This is a genomic window from Roseicyclus sp. (assembly GCF_965662675.1).
In the GTDB taxonomy this organism is placed as follows: domain Bacteria; phylum Pseudomonadota; class Alphaproteobacteria; order Rhodobacterales; family Rhodobacteraceae; genus Roseicyclus.
In genome coordinates, this window is sequence record NZ_CBFIIK010000002.1 from 28,658 (window position 1) to 46,607 (window position 17,950).

The window sequence follows — 17,950 nt, forward strand, 5'->3', positions numbered from 1 at the left end:
CGCCTATTCTTCGTTGTAGCGGTAGCCGATGCCGTAGAGCGTCTCGATCGCCGAGAAATCGTCATCTACGCTGCGCATTTTCTTGCGAAGGCGCTTGATGTGGCTGTCGATGGTGCGGTCGTCGACATAAACCTGCTCGTCATAGGCCACATCCATCAACTGATCGCGGCTTTTGACGAAACCGGGCCGTTGGGCCAACGCCTGCAGCAGCAGGAATTCGGTGACCGTCAGCGACACATCCTTGCCCTTCCAGTTCACGGCATGGCGCAGCGGGTCCATCGTCAACTGACCGCGCACCATGATGGTGCTTTCTTCGGGCACGCCCGCGACATCGGAGGCGATCGCTTCCTGCCGGCGCAGGATCGAACGGATGCGTTCGACCAACAGCCGCTGCGAAAAGGGCTTTTTGACATAATCGTCGGCGCCCATCCGTAAGCCCATCAGCTCGTCGATCTCATCATCCTTGGAAGTGAGGAAGATCACCGGCATCCGGCTTTTCTGGCGCAGCCGCTGCAACAGGTCCATCCCGTCCATGCGGGGCATCTTGATGTCGAAAACACCCAGATCGGGGAGGCGGCGGTTGAAGGCGTCCAGCGCGGACTGACCATCATTGTAGGTTTCGACGTCGAAGCCTTCGGCTTCGAGGGTCATCGATACGGACGTCAGGATATTCCTGTCGTCGTCGACAAGTGCGATCCTCGGCATACTCGTGATCCTTGTTACTGCTCAACTGCCATCTTTTTTCCATATTCTCTCTATTTGGAGCGCGAGAATCAATTGGAAATCTCCGAATCGGGCGATGCGCCACCTTCGAATTAATCTTTCGCGCGTTAATCAGTGATGAAACTGCCACAGCATTTGTGTCGTATGCTGCCTTGTGGCCATGGGTAGCACGAAAGAAAATGTCGTACTGGTTGCGCTAACTGGGTGACAGCGACCTGTTCAGCCATAAAACCGTCATGTTATAGGGCCGCATGGCACGGGCCATGACCCGTAGGTTGCCACGACCTGTCCAGGAGCAACATCAAATGACCACCCTTCGCGTTAACCCGTCACAGACTTTGGCTGCTCAAGGCATGACGGGCCTCGGCACGGTGCATTACAATCTGCTGGAGCCGGCGCTGATCGATGCGGCCATTTCTCGTGGTGAGGGGCGGCTGGGTCTGGGCGGCACGCTGCTGGTCTCGACCGGCACTTTCACCGGCCGCTCGCCCAAGGACAAATTCGTCGTGCGCACCCCGGCGGTCGAGGACCACATCTGGTGGGACAACAACAAGCCGATGACGTCGGAGGCTTTCGATCTGCTGCATGCCGACATGCTGGCGCACATGAAGGGCCGCGATTACTTTGTACAAGATCTTTACGGCGGGGCCGATCCGGCGCACCGCCTCGATGTGCGCGTTGTATCGGAGCTGGCGTGGCACAATCTGTTCATCCGTCACCTGCTGCGCCGCCCGGCCGCCGAGGAGCTGGCGACATTCGTGCCGGAATTCACGATCATCAACTGCCCTAGCTTCAAGGCCGATCCCGCACGCCACGGCTGCCGCAGCGATACGGTGATCGCGCTGAATTTTGACGCCAAGCTGATCTTGATCGCCAACACCGAATATGCGGGCGAAAACAAGAAATCGGTCTTTACGCTTTTGAACTACATCCTGCCCGGCAAGGGTGTGATGCCGATGCATTGCTCGGCCAACCACGCCACGGGCAACCCGGACGATGCAGCCGTATTCTTCGGTCTATCTGGCACCGGCAAGACCACGCTTTCGGCCGATCCCGGTCGCACGCTTATCGGCGATGACGAGCATGGCTGGTCGGATCAGGGTATCTTCAATTTCGAAGGTGGCTGCTACGCCAAGACCATCAACCTACGCGAAGAGGCGGAGCCGCAGATTTTCGCCACCACGCGCACCTTCGGCACCGTGATCGAGAATATGGTCTATGACCCCGATACGCTGGTGCTGGATTTCGACGATGCGAGCCTGACGGCCAATACCCGTTGCGCCTATCCGCTCGATCAGATCGAAAATGCCTCGGCCACCGGGCTAGCGGGCCATCCCAAGAACATCGTGATGCTCACCTGCGATGCGTTTGGCGTGCTGCCGCCCATCGCGCGGCTGACGCCTGCGCAGGCGATGTATCACTTCCTGTCGGGCTTCACCTCCAAGGTGGCGGGCACCGAGCGCGGCGTGACCGAGCCCGAGCCGACCTTTTCCACCTGTTTCGGCGCGCCCTTCATGCCGCGCCGCCCCGAAGTCTATGGCAAGCTTTTGCAAGACAAGATCAACCAGCATGGTGCGACCTGCTGGTTGGTGAACACGGGTTGGACGGGCGGGGCCTATGGCACCGGCAACCGCATGCCGATCCGCGCCACGCGCGCGCTTTTGACCGCGGCTTTGAACGCGTCGCTGACAACGGGTGAATTCCGCCGCGACCCCAATTTCGGCTTCGATGTTCCATTGGCCTGCGACGGTATGGATGCGGGGCTGCTCGACCCGCGCGGGACATGGGCCGATCCCATGGCCTATGACCGTCAGGCGGCCAAGCTGGTACAGATGTTCGCCGATAATTTCGCGCAATACGTCCCCTACATCGACGATGATGTGAAGGCGGCGGCTATTTCCTGAACCATTCGCGCCGGGCTTTGCATAGGCGAGGCCCGGCGTTTTTGTGTCTGAAGATCAGCCGATGAGCCCACGCCGCACCAGATTGGCCCCGGCCACGATCAGCACGACCAGCGTTGCACGGCGAAACATCTCGGGGTTCAGCCGGTCCGACATCCAAAATCCGATCTGCATGCCCAAGAAGGCCGGTATGAGTAATGCCGCCGACCATGGCATGGTCACCGCGTTCAATACCCCCGATTGCAGATGCCCCGCCAGCAAGCTGACCGAGCCTAGGCCGTAAACCACGCCTTGCACCAGCAATTGCTTGGCCTTGGGCATCTCGAGCGCGATCAGGTACAGCACCGTGGGCGGCCCCCATGTGCCGGTCAGCCCGCCGATCGCCCCCGACAAGAAACCCACGCCCCATTCCGAGGCATGTCGCCAGCGCGGTGGGATGCGAAAGCGCACACCGCTGAGCTGGATCAGCGACAAGATCACCACCGGCACGCCCAAGACAAGGTAGAATGTCTGGGTCGGGATCGCGGTTACGAATTGCGCGACCAGCACGATCATCACGCAGACGATGAGGATGTACCGCCAAAATTCGCGCAGCACCGCCGCTGCTTCGGACAGGGGAAAGCGCAAGACTTGCAACAGGTTCGACATCACGATGGGAAAGATGATCCCCGCCACCGCGACCAATGGATCGAGAAACAGCGACAACCCCGAGATCATCACCAGCGGCATGGCGAAACCCACCGCACCCTTGACGAAGCCCGCCATAAGCGTGACCCCACAGGCCGCGACAAAGGCCCAAAGGGGCATCAGATCAAAGGTTGCTTGCAGCATCGCCATTCTCGCTTTGCGCCCTTCTAGCGTGCCCTGTATCGCGCTGCACCGCAAAAAGAAGCGCGACATTTTCCTGCGCTGTGCCATAAATTCTGGTATTTTTGTTGCGCTGCACCTGCAAAGAGACTAAGCCGATTTGACCGGGCGCGCGCGCCCGCGCCGCGATGAAGGAGAATGACAATGCCCCGTGATGCGCAGCCCCTCGACGATAGCCCCGTGATCCTTGACGCCGTGTTGGATCTGGGCGCGGCCGCCCTTGTCCCCGTCGAAGCCCTGTTGGACAAGGCGCGCGGGCGTGTCGCGGCATTGGTGACGGTCGATGGTCGCATCTCGGCCACCGCGCTCGAGGCAGAGCAGACCGCCGCGCACGGCTTGGCATGGCTTGCAACTTACGTCGAATCGCTGCGTCAAATGCAGGCTTGGGCGCTGCGCCTGCGCGATCAGGGGAAGTTCGGCGAGGTGGAACAGTTGATCCACCAGATCGCCTTCGGTGAATACCTGGCCCAGATCATGGGTGGCATCCAGATGAACCAGGCCGAGATCTTGCGCCCACAAGACATGGGTTTGATGCCCGAGGATTTGCGCGCGCTGATGACGCCAGAGATCACGATGCTCAGCCAATCGGGCAACACACAGGCCGCACGGATGCGGTTGGTCGCCCTGATGCAGGAACGCCGCGCCGAGATCACGGTGGGCAATTCCGGCCTCGATGACGAGCTTGAGATGATTCGCGAACAGTTCCGTCGCTACGCGCTGGATCGCGTCGTGCCGTATGCGCATGAATGGCATCTGAAGGATGAGTTGATCCCGATGGCGGTGATCGAGGAACTGGCCGAGATGGGTGTCTTCGGCCTGACCATCCCTGAGGAATATGGCGGCTTCGGCCTGTCCAAGGCGTCGATGTGTGTGGTTTCGGAGGAGTTGTCGCGCGGCTATATCGGCGTGGGTAGCCTTGGCACCCGCTCGGAAATCGCCGCCGAGTTGATCCTTGCGGGCGGCACGGAAGCGCAAAAGGAAAAATGGCTGCCCGGTCTCGCCTCGGGTGAGATCCTGCCGACGGCCGTCTTCACCGAACCCAATACCGGCTCAGACCTTGGGGCCTTGCGTACCCGCGCGGTGCGCGATGAAAACGGCGACTGGATTCTCAAGGGTAACAAGACATGGATCACCCATGCCTCGCGCACCCATGTGATGACGGTTCTGGCCCGCACCATCCCCGACACGACCGATTATCGCGGCCTGAGCATGTTTCTGGCCGAAAAGACACCGGGCGATGACGCAAACCCGTTCCCCGATGAAGGTATTTCCGGCGGCGAGATCGAGGTTTTGGGCTATCGCGGCATGAAGGAATACACCGTCAATTTCGACGATTTCCGGGTGAAGGGCGAAAACCTCTTGGGCGAGAGCGAGGGGCAGGGGTTCAAGCAATTGATGCAGACTTTTGAGTCGGCCCGCATCCAGACCGCGGCGCGCGCCATCGGCGTGGCGCAGGGCGCCCTGGACGAGGGCATGCAATATGCCGAGGACCGCAAGCAGTTCGGCAAATCGCTGATCGACTTTCCGCGCGTGGCCAGCAAGCTGGCCTTGATGGCGGTGGAAATCATGATTGCCCGCCAGCTGACCTATTTCAGCGCATGGCAGAAAGACCATGACCGCCGCTGTGACCTCGAGGCGGGGATGGCCAAGCTTTTGGGTGCGCGCGTGGCATGGGCTTGTGCTGACAACGCCCTGCAGATCCATGGCGGGAACGGTTTCGCGCTGGAATACAAGATCAGCCGCATCCTGTGCGACGCGCGCATCCTCAATATCTTCGAGGGGGCCGCCGAGATTCAGGCACAGGTGATCGCGCGACGGTTGCTTGGGTGATGGGGTGGCGGTGCGCCCTCATGCGCATCTGCCCCATGTCGTGACCACCGGACCAAATGCGCGCATTCCTCGCCCTCGATATTCCCGATGACACCGCCACGGCCCTGAGCCGGGTGCAATCGGGCATGCCATTCGGCCGCCCCGTGCCCGAGGAAAACCTGCACCTCACTCTCGCCTTTTTCGAGGACGCGCCCGAGGTCGCATTGGCCGATCTGGATGATCTGATGACAGCGTTCCGCGCTGCGCCCGTTGCCGTTCATTTCACCGGCATCGACAGCTTTACCGAAACTGAACGGGGTCTGATCTTTGCCGCCGTCGAACGGACCGATGCGCTGCAATCGCTGCATGACCGGATCGCAAGCCTTTGTCGTCAGGCGGGGCTTGATCTGCCGCGTCGCCGTTTTCGCCCGCATGTCACCCTCTGCCGCGCAAGCCGCCGTCCCGATGGCCCCGCGCGCGACAGGCTGGCCGCAAGCCTTGGCGCACGCCCCGATCTGCCGGGCTTTACCGCGCGGGCGGTGACGCTTTACCGCTCGACCCTTGGGCCGCGCGGCGCGCTCCACGAGGCAATGGCCGCCTATCCCTTGTCAGGCTAGGCCGCGCGCGCCGCGATGAGATCGACCAAGCGCTGACGCGCAGCAGGCAGGGGTTTGTTGCCCAGTGCATGCGCCAGATGCGTCGAGAGGAAATGGCCGGTGGTCTGTAGCCCCAACACCACCTCTTGCGGGTCGTCGCCCGGCACGCCGCGCATCACACCCGGCAGAGGCAAAAGCCTGTCTGCCCATGCGCCCGCCCCCGCCACCGAGACCGCCCGCCCACTGCGCGGCGAGACATAGGTCAGCCCTTGCGTCACCCCCGTGACCGCGCAAGCCGAGAGGTCGAGGCCAAAGCCCGTTTCTTCCAACAGCGCTTGTTCCCAGCCGAGGTAGGCCTCCACCCAGCGATCCGCGCCCAACCCATCGAGCAGCGCTGCGCTACGCGCATAAAGCGCAGGATAGGCTTGGCGCTCGGGCAGGGCGAAGGACAACAGCGCGCAAACAGCGCTGAGCCCGGCCAGCATCAGCCGATCCTCCATCGCGGCCGCAGCGCGCCCTTTGATCGGGTCAATGGTGTAGCTGCCCATATGCTGATCCAGCCGCGCCCGCCATGTTGCGTCAAGCTGCGCGCCCGGTTGCAGCAAAGGCGCCATCTTGCGCGAGGCGCCGCCGCGCACCACGCCCATGTGGCGTCCATGTTCGGCAGTGAAAAGATCAACGATCGCGGCATGTTCGCCATGCCGACGTACGCCCAGAACGATCCCTTCGGCGCGCCATTCCATGGGCGGAGTTAAGCCCTGCAACCCCGGCTTGTCCATCGCGCAGGCACATGGCAGGTTTCTGCCCATGTTTATGGTGTTGCCCCGTTCGGCCCGCCGCATGGCCTTGGCGATCGCCTTTTTGGCGCTGGCCTCGCTTTGTGCGCAATTCATCCATCTGCATCGGCGCGCCGATGTGCCGATGGCTGAAACCGCGTGGGACATGGCGCGCTATTTCACGATTTTGACCAATCTCTTGGTGGTGGTCACTTTCGCGGTGATCTCGCGCCCCGTAAGGGCTGGCTATGCCGCCGCTTGGCTGGCCGCATTGAGTTTGGCGGCGATCATGTCCGGGTTGATCTACCATCTGGTGTTGGCCCATCTCGTCACATTCACCGGGCTGGGCTGGTGGGCCGATCATGGGCTGCATAGCCTCACGCCTTTTGCCATCGCCTTTTGGTGGCTGATCCATGCGCCCAAGCAGCGTCTCGGTTACGCGGACCTGCCGATTTTCGTGCTGTGGCCGTCCATCTACGGGGCTTATGCGCTGGCGCGCGGGGCGGCGGACGGGACCTATCCCTATCCATTCATCGACCTGTCGGTCATGGCCCCGATCGCCGTGGCGACATATCTGGTCGGGTTGTTGGTGCTGTTCTTGCTTTGTGGCGTCTTGATGATCTTGATCGGGCGTTTCGCCGACAGGTAAGCAGCTATGCGAGGCCATCTTCGCCGAGCAGATGCCGCCCGGCGCGATCCTCGACCTCGATCACCCATAAATCGGGGTCGAAACCGCGTTGGCGATTGATCGCGCCATCCACCTCGGCCTCTGTCCCGGTGGCCAGCGCCATCCAACGGCTTTCACCGCTCATCGGATCGCTGCGGCGCTGAAAGGCCACCGCCGAACCGTCAAGCGTGCTGCATTTGACCAACACAGCGCCTGCGGTCGCATCGCCGCGGGCCACGACGAAGGCCGGGATATCCGCCTGCCTGAGGCGGGCGAGATATGCATGAACCCAGAATTCGGCGGTCAGCCGCACCATTGCGGGTCAATTCCCGTCGCGGAAATCGAGCCCCATCTCGGAATAGCGCTCGGCCTCGTCCAACCAGTTGGGGCGCACCTTGACCTGCAAGAACAGATGGACGCGACGGCCCATGAATTCCTCCAGCTCCTCGCGCGCGGCCTTGGAAACGGCCTTGATCGTCTCGCCGCCCTTGCCCAGCAAGATCCCCTTGTGCCCGTCGCGCGACACATAGACGATCTGGTCGATCCGGGCCGAGCCATCCTTGCGCTCTTCCCAATTCTCGGTCTCGACGGTTAGCTGATAGGGCAGCTCTTCATGCAAGCGCAGCGTCAGCTTCTCGCGGGTGATCTCGGCTGCGATCATCCGCATCGGCAGATCGGCGATCTGGTCCTCGGGGTAAAGCCAAGGCTCTTCGGGTAGGGATTGGCCAAGCCATGCACGGAGATCCGCGACGCCATAGCCTTTCTCAGCCGAGATCATATATGTGCGCTCGAAGGCGAATGCTGCGTTCATCTCCTCGGTCAGCTTCAGCAGCGTGGGTGCCTCGACCCGGTCGATCTTGTTGACCGCCAAGGCCACGCGCCGCCCACGGGCCCTTTCTTGCATTGCGGCCAGAATGGCCTTGACCCCTTCGGTCATGCCGCGATGCGCCTCGATCAGCAGCACGATGATATCGGCATCCGCGGCACCGCCCCATGCGGCGGCGACCATTGCACGGTCCAGCCTTCTGCGCGGTTGGAACAGGCCCGGCGTATCGACGAAAACGATCTGTGCGTCACCCTCGATGGCAACGCCACGGATGCGCGCGCGCGTTGTCTGCACCTTATGTGTCACGATCGAGACCTTGGCCCCCACCATCCGGTTGAGCAGCGTGGATTTGCCCGCATTGGGCTCTCCGATCAGGGCGACGAAACCGGCACGGGTGGTCATGGGATATGTCCTTGGGATCTCTGCTTGTGGTCCTAGCCCATCGCGGGCGCATTTGCCACAGTCCACAGTTGCGTCAATCCGGGCTTTGGCTGTATGCGCGCATTGTTCAATCACCCACGCGGCGTGGAAAGGCATGATCATGGCGGCAAAGGTTTTCATCGATGGCGAAGTCGGCACGACGGGGTTGCAGATCCGCGCCCGCCTTGCGCGTCGCGATGATATCAGCCTGATCTCCTTGGCCGAGGCGGACCGCAAATCGCGCGATGCCCGTCTTGATGCTTTCGCGGCCGCAGATGTGGCGATCTTGTGCCTGCCCGATGCGGCGGTCCATGAGATCGCTGCCGAACTGCAGGCTTTGCCGTGCCGGGTGATCGACGCCTCGACCGCGCATCGAACAGATCCCGCTTGGGAATTCGGCTTCGCCGAGCTTGACGCAGGCGCGCGCGCCCGGATCGCGGCCGCGAAATATGTCTCTAACCCCGGATGCTATTCCACGGGTGCCATCGCGCTGCTGAGGCCGATGATTGATGCCGGGCTGATCGCGCCCGATCACCCGATCACGATCAACGCGATCTCGGGCTATTCCGGCGGCGGCAAGGCCATGATCGCCGAGTTTGAAGCCGGTGCGGTCACGGGTGGTTTCGTCTATGGCACCGCGCAACAGCACAAGCATCTGCCCGAGATCGTGGCGCGTGCTGGGCTCAGCCGCAAACCGATCTTTGTGCCGCAGGTGGGCCAATTCGCCCAAGGCATGATCGTGCAAGTGCCACTGCACCTTGCGCCCGGCGGGCCAGCGGCCGCGCTGGATGCGCTGCGCGCCCATTATACCGGTCAGCATTTCGTGCAGGTTGTCGACCGCGCCGACATGGGTGACCGGATCAACCCGCAGCGCCTCAACAACACCAATATGATGGAATTGACCGTCGATGGTGATGCTGACACCGGGGCCACCGTTCTGATTGCCGTGCTCGACAATCTGGGCAAGGGGGCATCGGGGGCGGCGGTGCAGAACCTCAACCTGCTATTGGGCCTGAATGAGGCGGTGGGGCTTTAGCGCTGCCTGCCTTCATCTTTGCTTTCGAAATACTCTAGGGGGTCCGGGGGGCGAAGCCCCCCGGCGCGTCGCCGGGCAACGCGCGGGCAAACCCTTTCTCACCCCGCGCTCATCCGATCAAGCAATGCTTTTGCCGCGGCTTGTTCGGCCTGTCGCTTGACCCGACCTTCGGCGCGGGCGGCTTGACCATCGGCCAGCCGTGCCTCGACCTGGAAGACAGGCGCATGATCCGGCCCCTCGCGCGATAATTCGCGATAGGCGGGTGGCGGCATGCCGCGGGCCTGCGCCCATTCCTGAAGGGCTGTCTTGGCGTCGCGCGCATCCTCGGCCACGCCTGCCACGCGCGCGCCCCAAAGCCTCAGCACCATGGCGCGCGCCGCCTCGAACCCACCATCCAGGTAGACCGCCGCGATCACCGCTTCCATCGCATCGCCCAAAAGGGCGGTCTTGCGCCGCCCACCCGTCGATGTCTCGGATTTACCAAGCCGCAGCACCGCACCCAGATCAAGCTCGCGCGCCACCTCGGCGCATGTTTCCTTGCGCACCAACGCATTGAAGCGCGGGGCAAGCTGGCCTTCGCTGGCATCACCGTCTTGGGCCAGAACCGCCTCGGCCATCACCAAGCCAAGAATACGGTCGCCCAAGAATTCCAGCCGCTGGTTGTCCGGGCGCGTCGCGGAAGAGAGGGAAGAATGCGTAAGCGCACGGGTGATCAACTCGGGCTGGGCAAAGCGATGACCCAGCCGGTCGCAAAACGCCTCAAGCTCGCGCGCCAGTTTCACTCGATCGCCTCGAAGAACCGGTCCGACCGCCATGTCCAGAAATAGACCATGCGTCGCCCCGCCGACGAGAACATCACCCGATCCGCGCGACCGAGGATATTCTCGAACGGCACAAAGCCCACACCGCCGATCGACTGCGGAAAGCGCGAGTCGACCGAGTTGTCGCGGTTGTCGCCCATCATGAAATAGTGACCTTCGGGCACGATGAATTCAGGCGTATCATCGCCCCGGCTTCCATCGGTGATGTTCAAGATCGCATGGCTTACACCGTCGGGCAGTGTCTCGGTGAAGCGTGGTTTCTCGCAGACCCCGCCCGCACCGACAGGCGCATTGGCGCAGCGCGGCGGCAGGCCTTGCGGCCCTTGCGGCGCAAAAGTCTCCAAAAACGGCGCGGTGGCGACCATGTCGGCGGCCGTTCCGTTAAGATGCAACACGCCGCGGATCATCTGGACCCGGTCACCTGGAAGGCCGATCACTCGCTTGATGAAATCGGTGCCTTCCGTGGGGTGGCGAAACACCACGACATCGCCGCGGTCAGGCTCGTGCGCGAAAAGCCGCCCCTCGAACGGGCACATGGAAAACGGGCAGGAATGGCGCGAATAGCCGTAAGCCATCTTGTTGACGAAGAGGAAATCACCGATCAGCAGCGTATCTTTCATCGAGCCCGACGGGATCCAGAAGGGCTGGAAGAACAGGGTACGGAACACACCGGCGATCAGCAGCGCGTAGACGATCGTCTTCACCGTCTCCAAGATACCGTCTTGTTTGGCCGCTGCCGCCATGATGCCCTGCCTTTTCATGATGCTGTCGTGCGCGGTCTTGGGCCAGCCCTGCGCCTGAGTCAAGAAATCTGGCGGATCAGTTCCGCGGCGGGCGCGCCTTGTAGACGGGAAGCTGCCAGCCAAAGAGCAGCGATCCAGCACGCAGTGCAAAGCAGATGACCAGACAAGCCGCCAGCGACACGGCCTGCGAGGGCCAAAGCGCATCGGCGATCACCGCCGCACCGCCCCCGGCCAAGGCGGCGGTGACGTAAAGCTTGCCCGTGCGAATGAGCAGCGGCACCTCATTGGCGACAATGTCGCGCAAGAGCCCGCCGAAACACCCCGTTGTGATGCCCATGATCAAGATGATCGGCACGCTTTGCCCGGTCTCGGTCGCTGCGCGCACGCCGGCTGCAACCGCGATGGGCAGGGCCAGCGCATCGAGCCATGTCAGCACCCGCTGGCGGCTTTCCAAAAGATGGGCGGTGAAAAACACCAGCACAGCGGCAGCACAGGCGATGGCCAGCGGGATGGGATCGGCGATCCAGAACACCGGATTGCGATCAAGCAACAGGTCACGCACCGTGCCGCCACCCAATGCCGTCAGGCTGGCGAGAAAGGCGAAACCGATCAGGTCGAGCTGTGCGCGCGATGCGGCCAAGGCGCCGGTCAAGGCAAAGACCAGAACGGCCGTGTAATCGAGGGCTGTCAGCACGCTCATTTGAAAGGTTTCATGCCCGCGCGTGCCAATTCATCGGCGCGTTCGTTTTCGGGGTGTCCAGCATGGCCCTTGACCCATTCCCATGTCACGCGGTGGCGCGCTTGCGCTGCGTCAAGCCGCTGCCAAAGCTCGATGTTCTTGACTGGCTTGTTGGTCGAGGTTTTCCAGCCGTTGCGCTTCCATCCGTGGATCCAGCCGGTCACGCCGTTCTTCACATATGCGCTGTCGGTCACGATCGTGATGGTCGAGGGCCGTTCCAGCGCCTCGAGGGCGGCGATGGCGGCCAAAAGCTCCATCCGGTTGTTTGTGGTGTCGGCCTCGCCGCCACTCAGTTCGCGCTCTTTGACGACGCTATCGCCATCCTTGGCCTGCAAGAGCGCGCCCCAGCCCCCGGGGCCGGGATTGCCGGAACAGGCCCCGTCTGTATAGGCGAACAATTCAGGCATCCGCCGTCCTCATGCCAGAACACCGATGCCAAGGCACACCACGACAACCGTGGTCAGCAGCAGGCGCAGGCGCATCCACCATGCGGGCGCGAGGCCTTGGCGGGCTGCGCTCAGATCGATCGCCAAGAGCGAGACAAAGCCCATGATCAGCATCAAGAGGCTTGCGCGCGGCTCGGCGAAGGCGGTGAGAAAGACGAAAATCGCCGGTAGCACGGAGAGCGCGTAAAACATCGCGGCTTGCGGCCCGTCCGCCTTGGCGGCGAAGCCCCAGATCACCCCCGCCATGAAGCATAGAATGACGATGCCGTAGATCTGCAACAAGGCATGGCCGGCATGGTTGACGCTCCAAAACCGGCCCAATCCGCCAAGCGCGGGCCACACCACCGACAACGCCCCGTAGAGGAAGGGCAAGAGGCCAGCAAGGCCAAGGATCAGGGCAGGGGCGGGGATGCGGTTCATGGGTGGTTTGTGCATCGCGATGGATGCCGCGGCAAGGGATGTGCCGGATTTTCGTACGAAAATCCGCAAAGTGCGATTTTTCGCATGGGAAATCGGTAGCTCGGCTCAGGCCGTTTCGCGCAAGACCCGCGGCACCTTGAATTCCACGTTCTCTTCGGCGGTCACGACGGGTTGGACCGTCACCGCAAAGCGTTCGCGAAAGGCGTCGATGACCTCATTGACCAGCACCTCGGGCGCACTGGCGCCTGCCGTGATCCCCAAGCTGCGGATTCCTTCGAGCGCGCGCCAATCGATATCAGTGGCGCGCTGCACCAGCTGGGCATAGCCGCATCCGCCGCGTGCGCCCACCTCGACCAGCCGTTTTGAGTTCGAGGAATTCGGCGCGCCCACCACCAGCATCGCATCGCAGAGCGGGGCCATGGCCTTGACCGCTTCCTGCCGATTGGTGGTGGCGTAGCAGATATCTTCTTTGTGTGGGCCGACGATGGCGGGAAAGCGCGCTTTCAACGCCGCGACGATATCGGCGGTATCATCGACGCTGAGTGTGGTTTGCGTCACGAAGGCCAGCCGCGCGGGATCGCGCACATCGACTCTCTGCACATCCTCGACCGTTTCGACCAACAGCACCTCGCCCTCTGGCAACTGGCCCATCGTCCCGATCGTCTCGGGGTGGCCTTCATGGCCGATCATGATCATCTGCAACCCGTTCTCGTGATGGCGCGCGGCCTCGATATGTACCTTGCTGACCAGCGGGCAGGTGGCATCGACGAAGAGCATCTGGCGCGCCGAGGCTGCGGCGGGAACGGATTTCGGCACGCCATGGGCCGAAAAGATCACCGGGCGGTCGAGCGGGCAATCATCCAGCTCTTCGACAAAGACCGCCCCCTTGGCGCGCAGGTCATCGACGACATATTTGTTATGCACGATCTCGTGGCGGACATAGACGGGCGCGCCCCATTTCTCGAGTGCCATCTCGACGATCTTGATCGCGCGATCCACGCCCGCGCAGAACCCGCGCGGTGCGGCAAGGTGGATGGTGAGCGGCGGCTTGGTCATATCTGGCCTCGGGCGGCTTGGGATTGGGTCGGATTGCAACCAGAGGTAAGTGTTTCGCGGGCTTGCGTCCAGCGTTTGGGCGCGGCTGCCGCATGATCAAGCCAAGCGAGGATCTTGTGCGCCCAGCGCATCTGCGGGCAGACCGGCCCATGGCAGGTGCTCATGCATCTTCATCATCGCCGGGTCGATTGCGATCGTCGCGCGGCTCGCGCGGCGGTCGACCGATCGTCTCGCGCAACTCGTCCAGCTCGATGAAATTATCGGCCTGGCGGCGTAACTCGTCCGAGATCATCGGTGGCTGCGAGCGAATCGTCGACACGACCGAAACGCGGCACCCCTTGCGTTGCAAAGCCTCGACCAAGGAACGGAAATCGCCGTCGCCCGAGAACAGCACGATGTGATCGACATGTTCGGCCGTTTCCATCGCGTCGACGGCCAGTTCGATATCCATGTTTCCCTTGATTTTGCGCCGACCTTGGCTGTCGGTGAATTCCTTGGCCGGCTTGGTCACGATGGTGAAGCCGTTGTAGTTCAGCCAATCGACCAGCGGGCGGATCGGCGAGAAATCATCGTTCTCCAACAAGGCGGTGTAGTAAAAGGCGCGCAAAAGCTTGCCGCGTTGCATGAACTCGCTGCGCAGGCGTTTGTAATCCATGTCGAAGCCGAGCGCTTTGGCGGCGGCATAGAGGTTGGCACCATCGATGAATAATGCAAGACGCTCGTCGCGGTAGAACATGATCGAATTTCCTTGGGCAATACTGGTCTGAAAATCGGTTTGCGGGTCTCTTTGCGCAGGTGTCGCGCTGGGCCCTGTGCGAGATGATGGGGAGTAATCGACTTTTGAACGGATCTGCTGAAAATCGCACCGCAGCGCGGGCATTGTTGGCTTTCGGCGGGAATCTTGCGCATTCTGGCCAGCTTCCGCAAGAGATCTTGCACCATGCAGCCACCATGCTTGCCGACCGCGTGGATCAGCCGATCGTGATGAGCAAGCACTATCGCACGCCCGCGTTTCCCGTGGGGTCGGGGCCGGACTTCGTGAATGCCGCCGCCGCCATGGATTGGCATGGCACAGCTGATGATCTTTTGGCGCTTTTGCATGAGATCGAGGCCGCGCTGGGCCGCACCCGCCGCAACCGGTGGGAGGCGCGGATCATGGATATCGATCTGATCGCGCTGGACGCCGAGGTGAGGCCCGATGCCCAAACCCAGAGACTTTGGGCCAATTTGCCGATGGACCATGCCGCCGTCCAAACGCCCACGCAGTTGATCTTGCCGCATCCCCGCATGGCCGAGCGCAGCTTTGTCCTCGTGCCTTTGGCCGATGTCGCGCCCGATTGGTGCCATCCGCTGACGGGGTTGAGCGTGGCACAGATGCTTGCCGCCCGCCCCGCGACCGAGCGTGCCAGTGTGGTCGCGCTTGATTGGAACCCCTGAGCAAGCCTGGCGCCGGCCCGGCTGCGCGGTTCGGGCTTGTCATTTGCGCCGCCCGGGCTTAGATCGTGCCTTTCTGATGCCCCTGTGCAGAATCTGGAGGAGCCTCGCTTATGGCCCGCGTCACCGTTGAAGATTGCGTCGATAAGGTTCCGAACCGGTTCGAGCTTGTCATGCTTGCAGCCCATCGCGCGCGCGAGATCACCTCGGGTTCCGTGCTGACCGTTGATCGCGACAATGACAAGAACCCCGTCGTTGCGCTGCGCGAGATCGCGGATGAGACGCAAGGCGCGGATGATCTGCGTGAGCGTCTGATCGAAAGCCTGCAGACCCAGATCGAGGTCGATGAGCCCGAGGATGACGCAATGGCGCTGTTGCAAGGTGTCGACTCGGACCGCCCGGTGCACGACGATATGAGCGAAGAGCAAATGCTGCGCGCGCTCATGGAAGCACAAGGCCAGCGCTAAGGGTCATGTGCGGACAGGTTGGATAGGGCATGCTAGACGCCGACGACCTGATCTCGCTGGTTCGAAATTACAATCCCAAGACGAATGAGGCGCTCCTGAGGGGCGCTTATGCCTATGCGCAGCGCATGCATGAGGGGCAAAAACGCCATTCGGGTGAGCCCTATTTCACGCATCCCGTCGCGGTGGCGGCGATCTTGACCGAACAGCGGCTCGATGATGCCACCATCGCCACCGCGCTCTTGCACGACACAATCGAAGATACCAAGGGCACCTATACCGAGATTGCCAAGCTCTTCGGCGCCGATGTGGCCGAATTGGTCGATGGGGTCACCAAGCTGACCAATCTCGAGCTTTCCAGCCGCGAGGCGAAACAGGCCGAGAATTTTCGCAAGCTGTTGATGGCGATGTCCAAGGATCTGCGGGTGATCTTGGTCAAGCTTGCCGACCGGCTGCATAACATGCGCACGATCCGGCACATGCTGCCCGAAAAGCAGGCCAAGAAAGCGCATGAAACGATGGATATCTTTGCGCCGCTGGCAGGCCGCATGGGTATGCAATGGATGCGCGAAGAGCTTGAGGATCTGTCCTTTCGTGTGCTCAACAGCGAGGCGCGCAACTCCATCATGCGCCGCTTCCTGACGCTGCAAAAGGAAACCGGCGATGCGATCCCGCGCATCACTGACGATATCGAGGCGGTGTTGGAGCGTCATGGCGTCAAGGCCGAGGTGTTTGGCCGCGCCAAGAAACCGTTCTCGATCTGGCGCAAGATGCAGGAAAAGGATTTGGCCTTTTCGCGGCTGTCCGACATTTACGGCTTTCGCGTGCTGACCGCGACCGAGGATGATTGCTACCGTGTCTTGGGTGCGATCCATCAGCGTTGGCGCGCGGTGCCGGGGCGCTTCAAGGATTACATCAGCCAGCCCAAATCGAACGGCTATCGCTCGATCCATACCACCGTGTCGGGGCGCGACGGCAAGCGGGTCGAGGTGCAGATTCGCACGCGTCAGATGCATGATGTGGCCGAGTCGGGCGTTGCGGCGCATTGGTCCTATCGCGATGGTGTGCGCTCGGAGAACCCTTTTGCCGTCGATCCGGCCAAATGGCTCGAAGGGCTGACAGAACGCTTCGAAGCGGCCGAGGATGGCGATGAATTTCTCGAGCATGTGAAGCTCGAGATGTATTCCGATCAGGTGTTTTGCTTCACGCCCAAGGGCGATGTGGTGCAGCTGCCCAAAGGGGCGACGCCGATCGACTTTGCCTATACGATCCACACGCGGATCGGCCATTCCTGTGTTGGGGCCAAGGTAGACGGCCTGCGCGTGCCGTTGTGGACGCGGCTCAAGAACGGCCAATCGATCGAGGTCATTACCGCCGAGGGGCAGACGCCGCAGGCAAGCTGGATCGACATCGTCGTCACAGGCCGCGCCAAGGCCGCGATCCGGCGCATGCTCCGCGAGGAAGACCGCGAGCGTTTCATCAAGCTGGGGCGCGAATTGGCGCGTGTGGCCTTTGAGCAGGTGGGAAAAAAGGCGACCGACAAAGCCCTTGATACCGCGGCGCGGGCCATCGGCCTCAAGAATGGGCCCGAGATGCTGGCGCGGATCGGCTCGGCCGAGTTGTCGGCGCGTTCGGTGGTGGCACGCATCTATCCCGAATTGGCCGGGCAATCCGAGACCAACGATGTCGAGGTGCGCCGCGCGGTGATCGGCCTGCCTGCCGGGGCCGAGACACGGCGCGCGCAATGCTGCCAGCCCGTGCCGGGCGAGCGTATCGTCGGCATCACATATCTGGGGCGAGGTCCGATCGTGCATGCCATCGACTGTCCGGCACTAGCCGCATTCGACGATAGCCCCGAGCGTTGGATCGATCTGCACTGGACAGAGGGGCGTCACGCCCCAATTCACAACGTGACGATCGATGTGACGATTTCGAACCAAAAAGGGGTGTTGGGACGGATCTGCACATTGATTGGAGAGCAGAACGCCAATATCTCGGATCTGAACTTCATTGATCGAAAATTGGATTATTTCCGCTTGTTGATCGATGTGGATGTGCGCAATGCCGAACATCTGCATGCCGTGATGATGGCGGTGGAACTGGATAGCGATGTGGCCAGCCTCCAGCGGTCCCGGAACCTCGACCGGCGCCCCTGATCGGCCACAAGAAGACGGGTTCGTGGTTGCGCCATCGGCGCGATGCGGGC

General features: G+C 62.1%; 20 protein-coding genes. 8 read left to right on the plus strand and 12 right to left on the minus strand.

The window, feature by feature from the left end:
• Positions 1-3: 3 nt before the first annotated feature.
• Positions 4-705, minus strand: a complete 702-nt coding sequence (locus ACTG4J_RS00745; protein WP_439136577.1) for a response regulator — start codon at positions 703-705, stop codon at positions 4-6.
• A 323-nt stretch (positions 706-1,028) separates the two neighbouring features.
• On the opposite strand from ACTG4J_RS00745, the gene ACTG4J_RS00750 reads away from it, so the two are divergent.
• Positions 1,029-2,627 carry a phosphoenolpyruvate carboxykinase gene (locus ACTG4J_RS00750; RefSeq protein ID WP_439136578.1) on the plus strand — a complete coding sequence of 533 codons (1,599 nt, stop codon included), beginning with the start codon at positions 1,029-1,031 and terminating at the stop codon, positions 2,625-2,627.
• Positions 2,628-2,681: 54 nt separating this feature from the next.
• On the opposite strand, the gene ACTG4J_RS00755 is transcribed toward ACTG4J_RS00750, so the two are convergent.
• On the minus strand, positions 2,682-3,455 hold the full coding sequence (locus ACTG4J_RS00755) for a sulfite exporter TauE/SafE family protein (RefSeq protein ID WP_439136579.1): 774 nt from the start codon (positions 3,453-3,455) through the stop codon (positions 2,682-2,684).
• Positions 3,456-3,635: 180 nt separating this feature from the next.
• Here ACTG4J_RS00755 and ACTG4J_RS00760 point away from each other — a divergent pair, with 180 nt between their 5' ends.
• Together ACTG4J_RS00760 and thpR are read left to right on the plus strand one after the other, a co-directional pair.
• A complete protein-coding gene (locus ACTG4J_RS00760; RefSeq protein WP_439136580.1) occupies positions 3,636-5,321 on the plus strand; it encodes an acyl-CoA dehydrogenase family protein in 1,686 nt (561 codons plus the stop codon).
• Positions 5,322-5,377: 56 nt separating this feature from the next.
• On the plus strand, positions 5,378-5,917 hold the full coding sequence (thpR, locus tag ACTG4J_RS00765) for an RNA 2',3'-cyclic phosphodiesterase (protein WP_439136581.1): 540 nt from the start codon (positions 5,378-5,380) through the stop codon (positions 5,915-5,917).
• Here the strand turns inward: thpR and recO are convergent.
• The gene (gene recO / locus ACTG4J_RS00770; protein ID WP_439136582.1) at positions 5,914-6,639 is read right to left on the minus strand and encodes a DNA repair protein RecO; all 726 of its coding nucleotides are present in this window, start codon (positions 6,637-6,639) and stop codon (positions 5,914-5,916) included. The genes thpR and recO overlap by 4 nt on opposite strands.
• Before the next feature lie 64 nt (positions 6,640-6,703).
• Between recO and ACTG4J_RS00775 the strand changes: the two genes are divergently transcribed.
• Complete coding sequence (locus ACTG4J_RS00775) at positions 6,704-7,321, plus strand: Pr6Pr family membrane protein (protein WP_439136583.1); 618 nt, start codon at positions 6,704-6,706, stop codon at positions 7,319-7,321.
• A 4-nt stretch (positions 7,322-7,325) separates the two neighbouring features.
• On the opposite strand, the gene ACTG4J_RS00780 is transcribed toward ACTG4J_RS00775, so the two are convergent.
• Together ACTG4J_RS00780 and era are read right to left on the minus strand one after the other, a co-directional pair.
• Positions 7,326-7,655, minus strand: coding sequence for a DUF1491 family protein (locus ACTG4J_RS00780; protein ID WP_439136584.1), 330 nt, complete (start codon positions 7,653-7,655; stop codon positions 7,326-7,328).
• Between the two features lie 6 nt (positions 7,656-7,661).
• Entirely contained in the window at positions 7,662-8,567 is a 906-nt protein-coding gene (era, locus tag ACTG4J_RS00785; protein ID WP_439136585.1) for a GTPase Era, read from the minus strand.
• A 139-nt stretch (positions 8,568-8,706) separates the two neighbouring features.
• On the opposite strand from era, the gene argC reads away from it, so the two are divergent.
• On the plus strand, positions 8,707-9,621 hold the full coding sequence (gene argC, locus ACTG4J_RS00790) for an N-acetyl-gamma-glutamyl-phosphate reductase (RefSeq protein ID WP_439136586.1): 915 nt from the start codon (positions 8,707-8,709) through the stop codon (positions 9,619-9,621).
• 98 nt (positions 9,622-9,719) lie between these two features.
• On the opposite strand, the gene rnc is transcribed toward argC, so the two are convergent.
• From rnc to ACTG4J_RS00825, 7 genes are all read right to left on the minus strand, one after another.
• Entirely contained in the window at positions 9,720-10,403 is a 684-nt protein-coding gene (rnc, locus tag ACTG4J_RS00795) for a ribonuclease III (RefSeq protein ID WP_439136587.1), read from the minus strand.
• Positions 10,400-11,185 carry a signal peptidase I gene (gene lepB / locus ACTG4J_RS00800; RefSeq protein WP_439136652.1) on the minus strand — a complete coding sequence of 262 codons (786 nt, stop codon included), beginning with the start codon at positions 11,183-11,185 and terminating at the stop codon, positions 10,400-10,402. Before lepB ends, rnc begins: the two co-directional genes overlap by 4 nt.
• A gap of 76 nt (positions 11,186-11,261) precedes the next feature.
• Positions 11,262-11,885: a trimeric intracellular cation channel family protein gene (locus tag ACTG4J_RS00805; RefSeq protein WP_439136588.1), complete on the minus strand. Its 624-nt coding sequence runs from the start codon at positions 11,883-11,885 to the stop codon at positions 11,262-11,264.
• Positions 11,882-12,331 (minus strand): ribonuclease HI, encoded by a 450-nt coding sequence (gene rnhA / locus ACTG4J_RS00810; RefSeq protein ID WP_439136589.1) that lies wholly within the window; start codon positions 12,329-12,331, stop codon positions 11,882-11,884. The genes ACTG4J_RS00805 and rnhA overlap by 4 nt, the downstream gene beginning before the upstream one ends.
• 9 nt (positions 12,332-12,340) lie before the next feature.
• A complete protein-coding gene (locus ACTG4J_RS00815) occupies positions 12,341-12,790 on the minus strand; it encodes a DUF3429 domain-containing protein (RefSeq protein WP_439136590.1) in 450 nt (149 codons plus the stop codon).
• Between the two features lie 105 nt (positions 12,791-12,895).
• Entirely contained in the window at positions 12,896-13,846 is a 951-nt protein-coding gene (gene ispH, locus ACTG4J_RS00820; protein WP_439136591.1) for a 4-hydroxy-3-methylbut-2-enyl diphosphate reductase, read from the minus strand.
• A gap of 160 nt (positions 13,847-14,006) precedes the next feature.
• Positions 14,007-14,582, minus strand: coding sequence for a LabA-like NYN domain-containing protein (locus tag ACTG4J_RS00825; RefSeq protein WP_439136592.1), 576 nt, complete (start codon positions 14,580-14,582; stop codon positions 14,007-14,009).
• Between the two features lie 86 nt (positions 14,583-14,668).
• Here ACTG4J_RS00825 and folK point away from each other — a divergent pair, with 86 nt between their 5' ends.
• The 3 genes from folK to ACTG4J_RS00840 all read left to right on the plus strand — a co-directional run bounded on the left by folK (position 14,669) and on the right by ACTG4J_RS00840 (position 17,900).
• Positions 14,669-15,283 carry a 2-amino-4-hydroxy-6-hydroxymethyldihydropteridine diphosphokinase gene (folK, locus tag ACTG4J_RS00830; RefSeq protein ID WP_439136653.1) on the plus strand — a complete coding sequence of 205 codons (615 nt, stop codon included), beginning with the start codon at positions 14,669-14,671 and terminating at the stop codon, positions 15,281-15,283.
• 110 nt (positions 15,284-15,393) lie between these two features.
• Positions 15,394-15,747 carry a DNA-directed RNA polymerase subunit omega gene (rpoZ, locus tag ACTG4J_RS00835; protein WP_439136593.1) on the plus strand — a complete coding sequence of 118 codons (354 nt, stop codon included), beginning with the start codon at positions 15,394-15,396 and terminating at the stop codon, positions 15,745-15,747.
• Positions 15,748-15,776: 29 nt separating this feature from the next.
• Entirely contained in the window at positions 15,777-17,900 is a 2,124-nt protein-coding gene (locus tag ACTG4J_RS00840) for a RelA/SpoT family protein (RefSeq protein ID WP_439136594.1), read from the plus strand.
• Positions 17,901-17,950 lie beyond the last annotated feature (50 nt).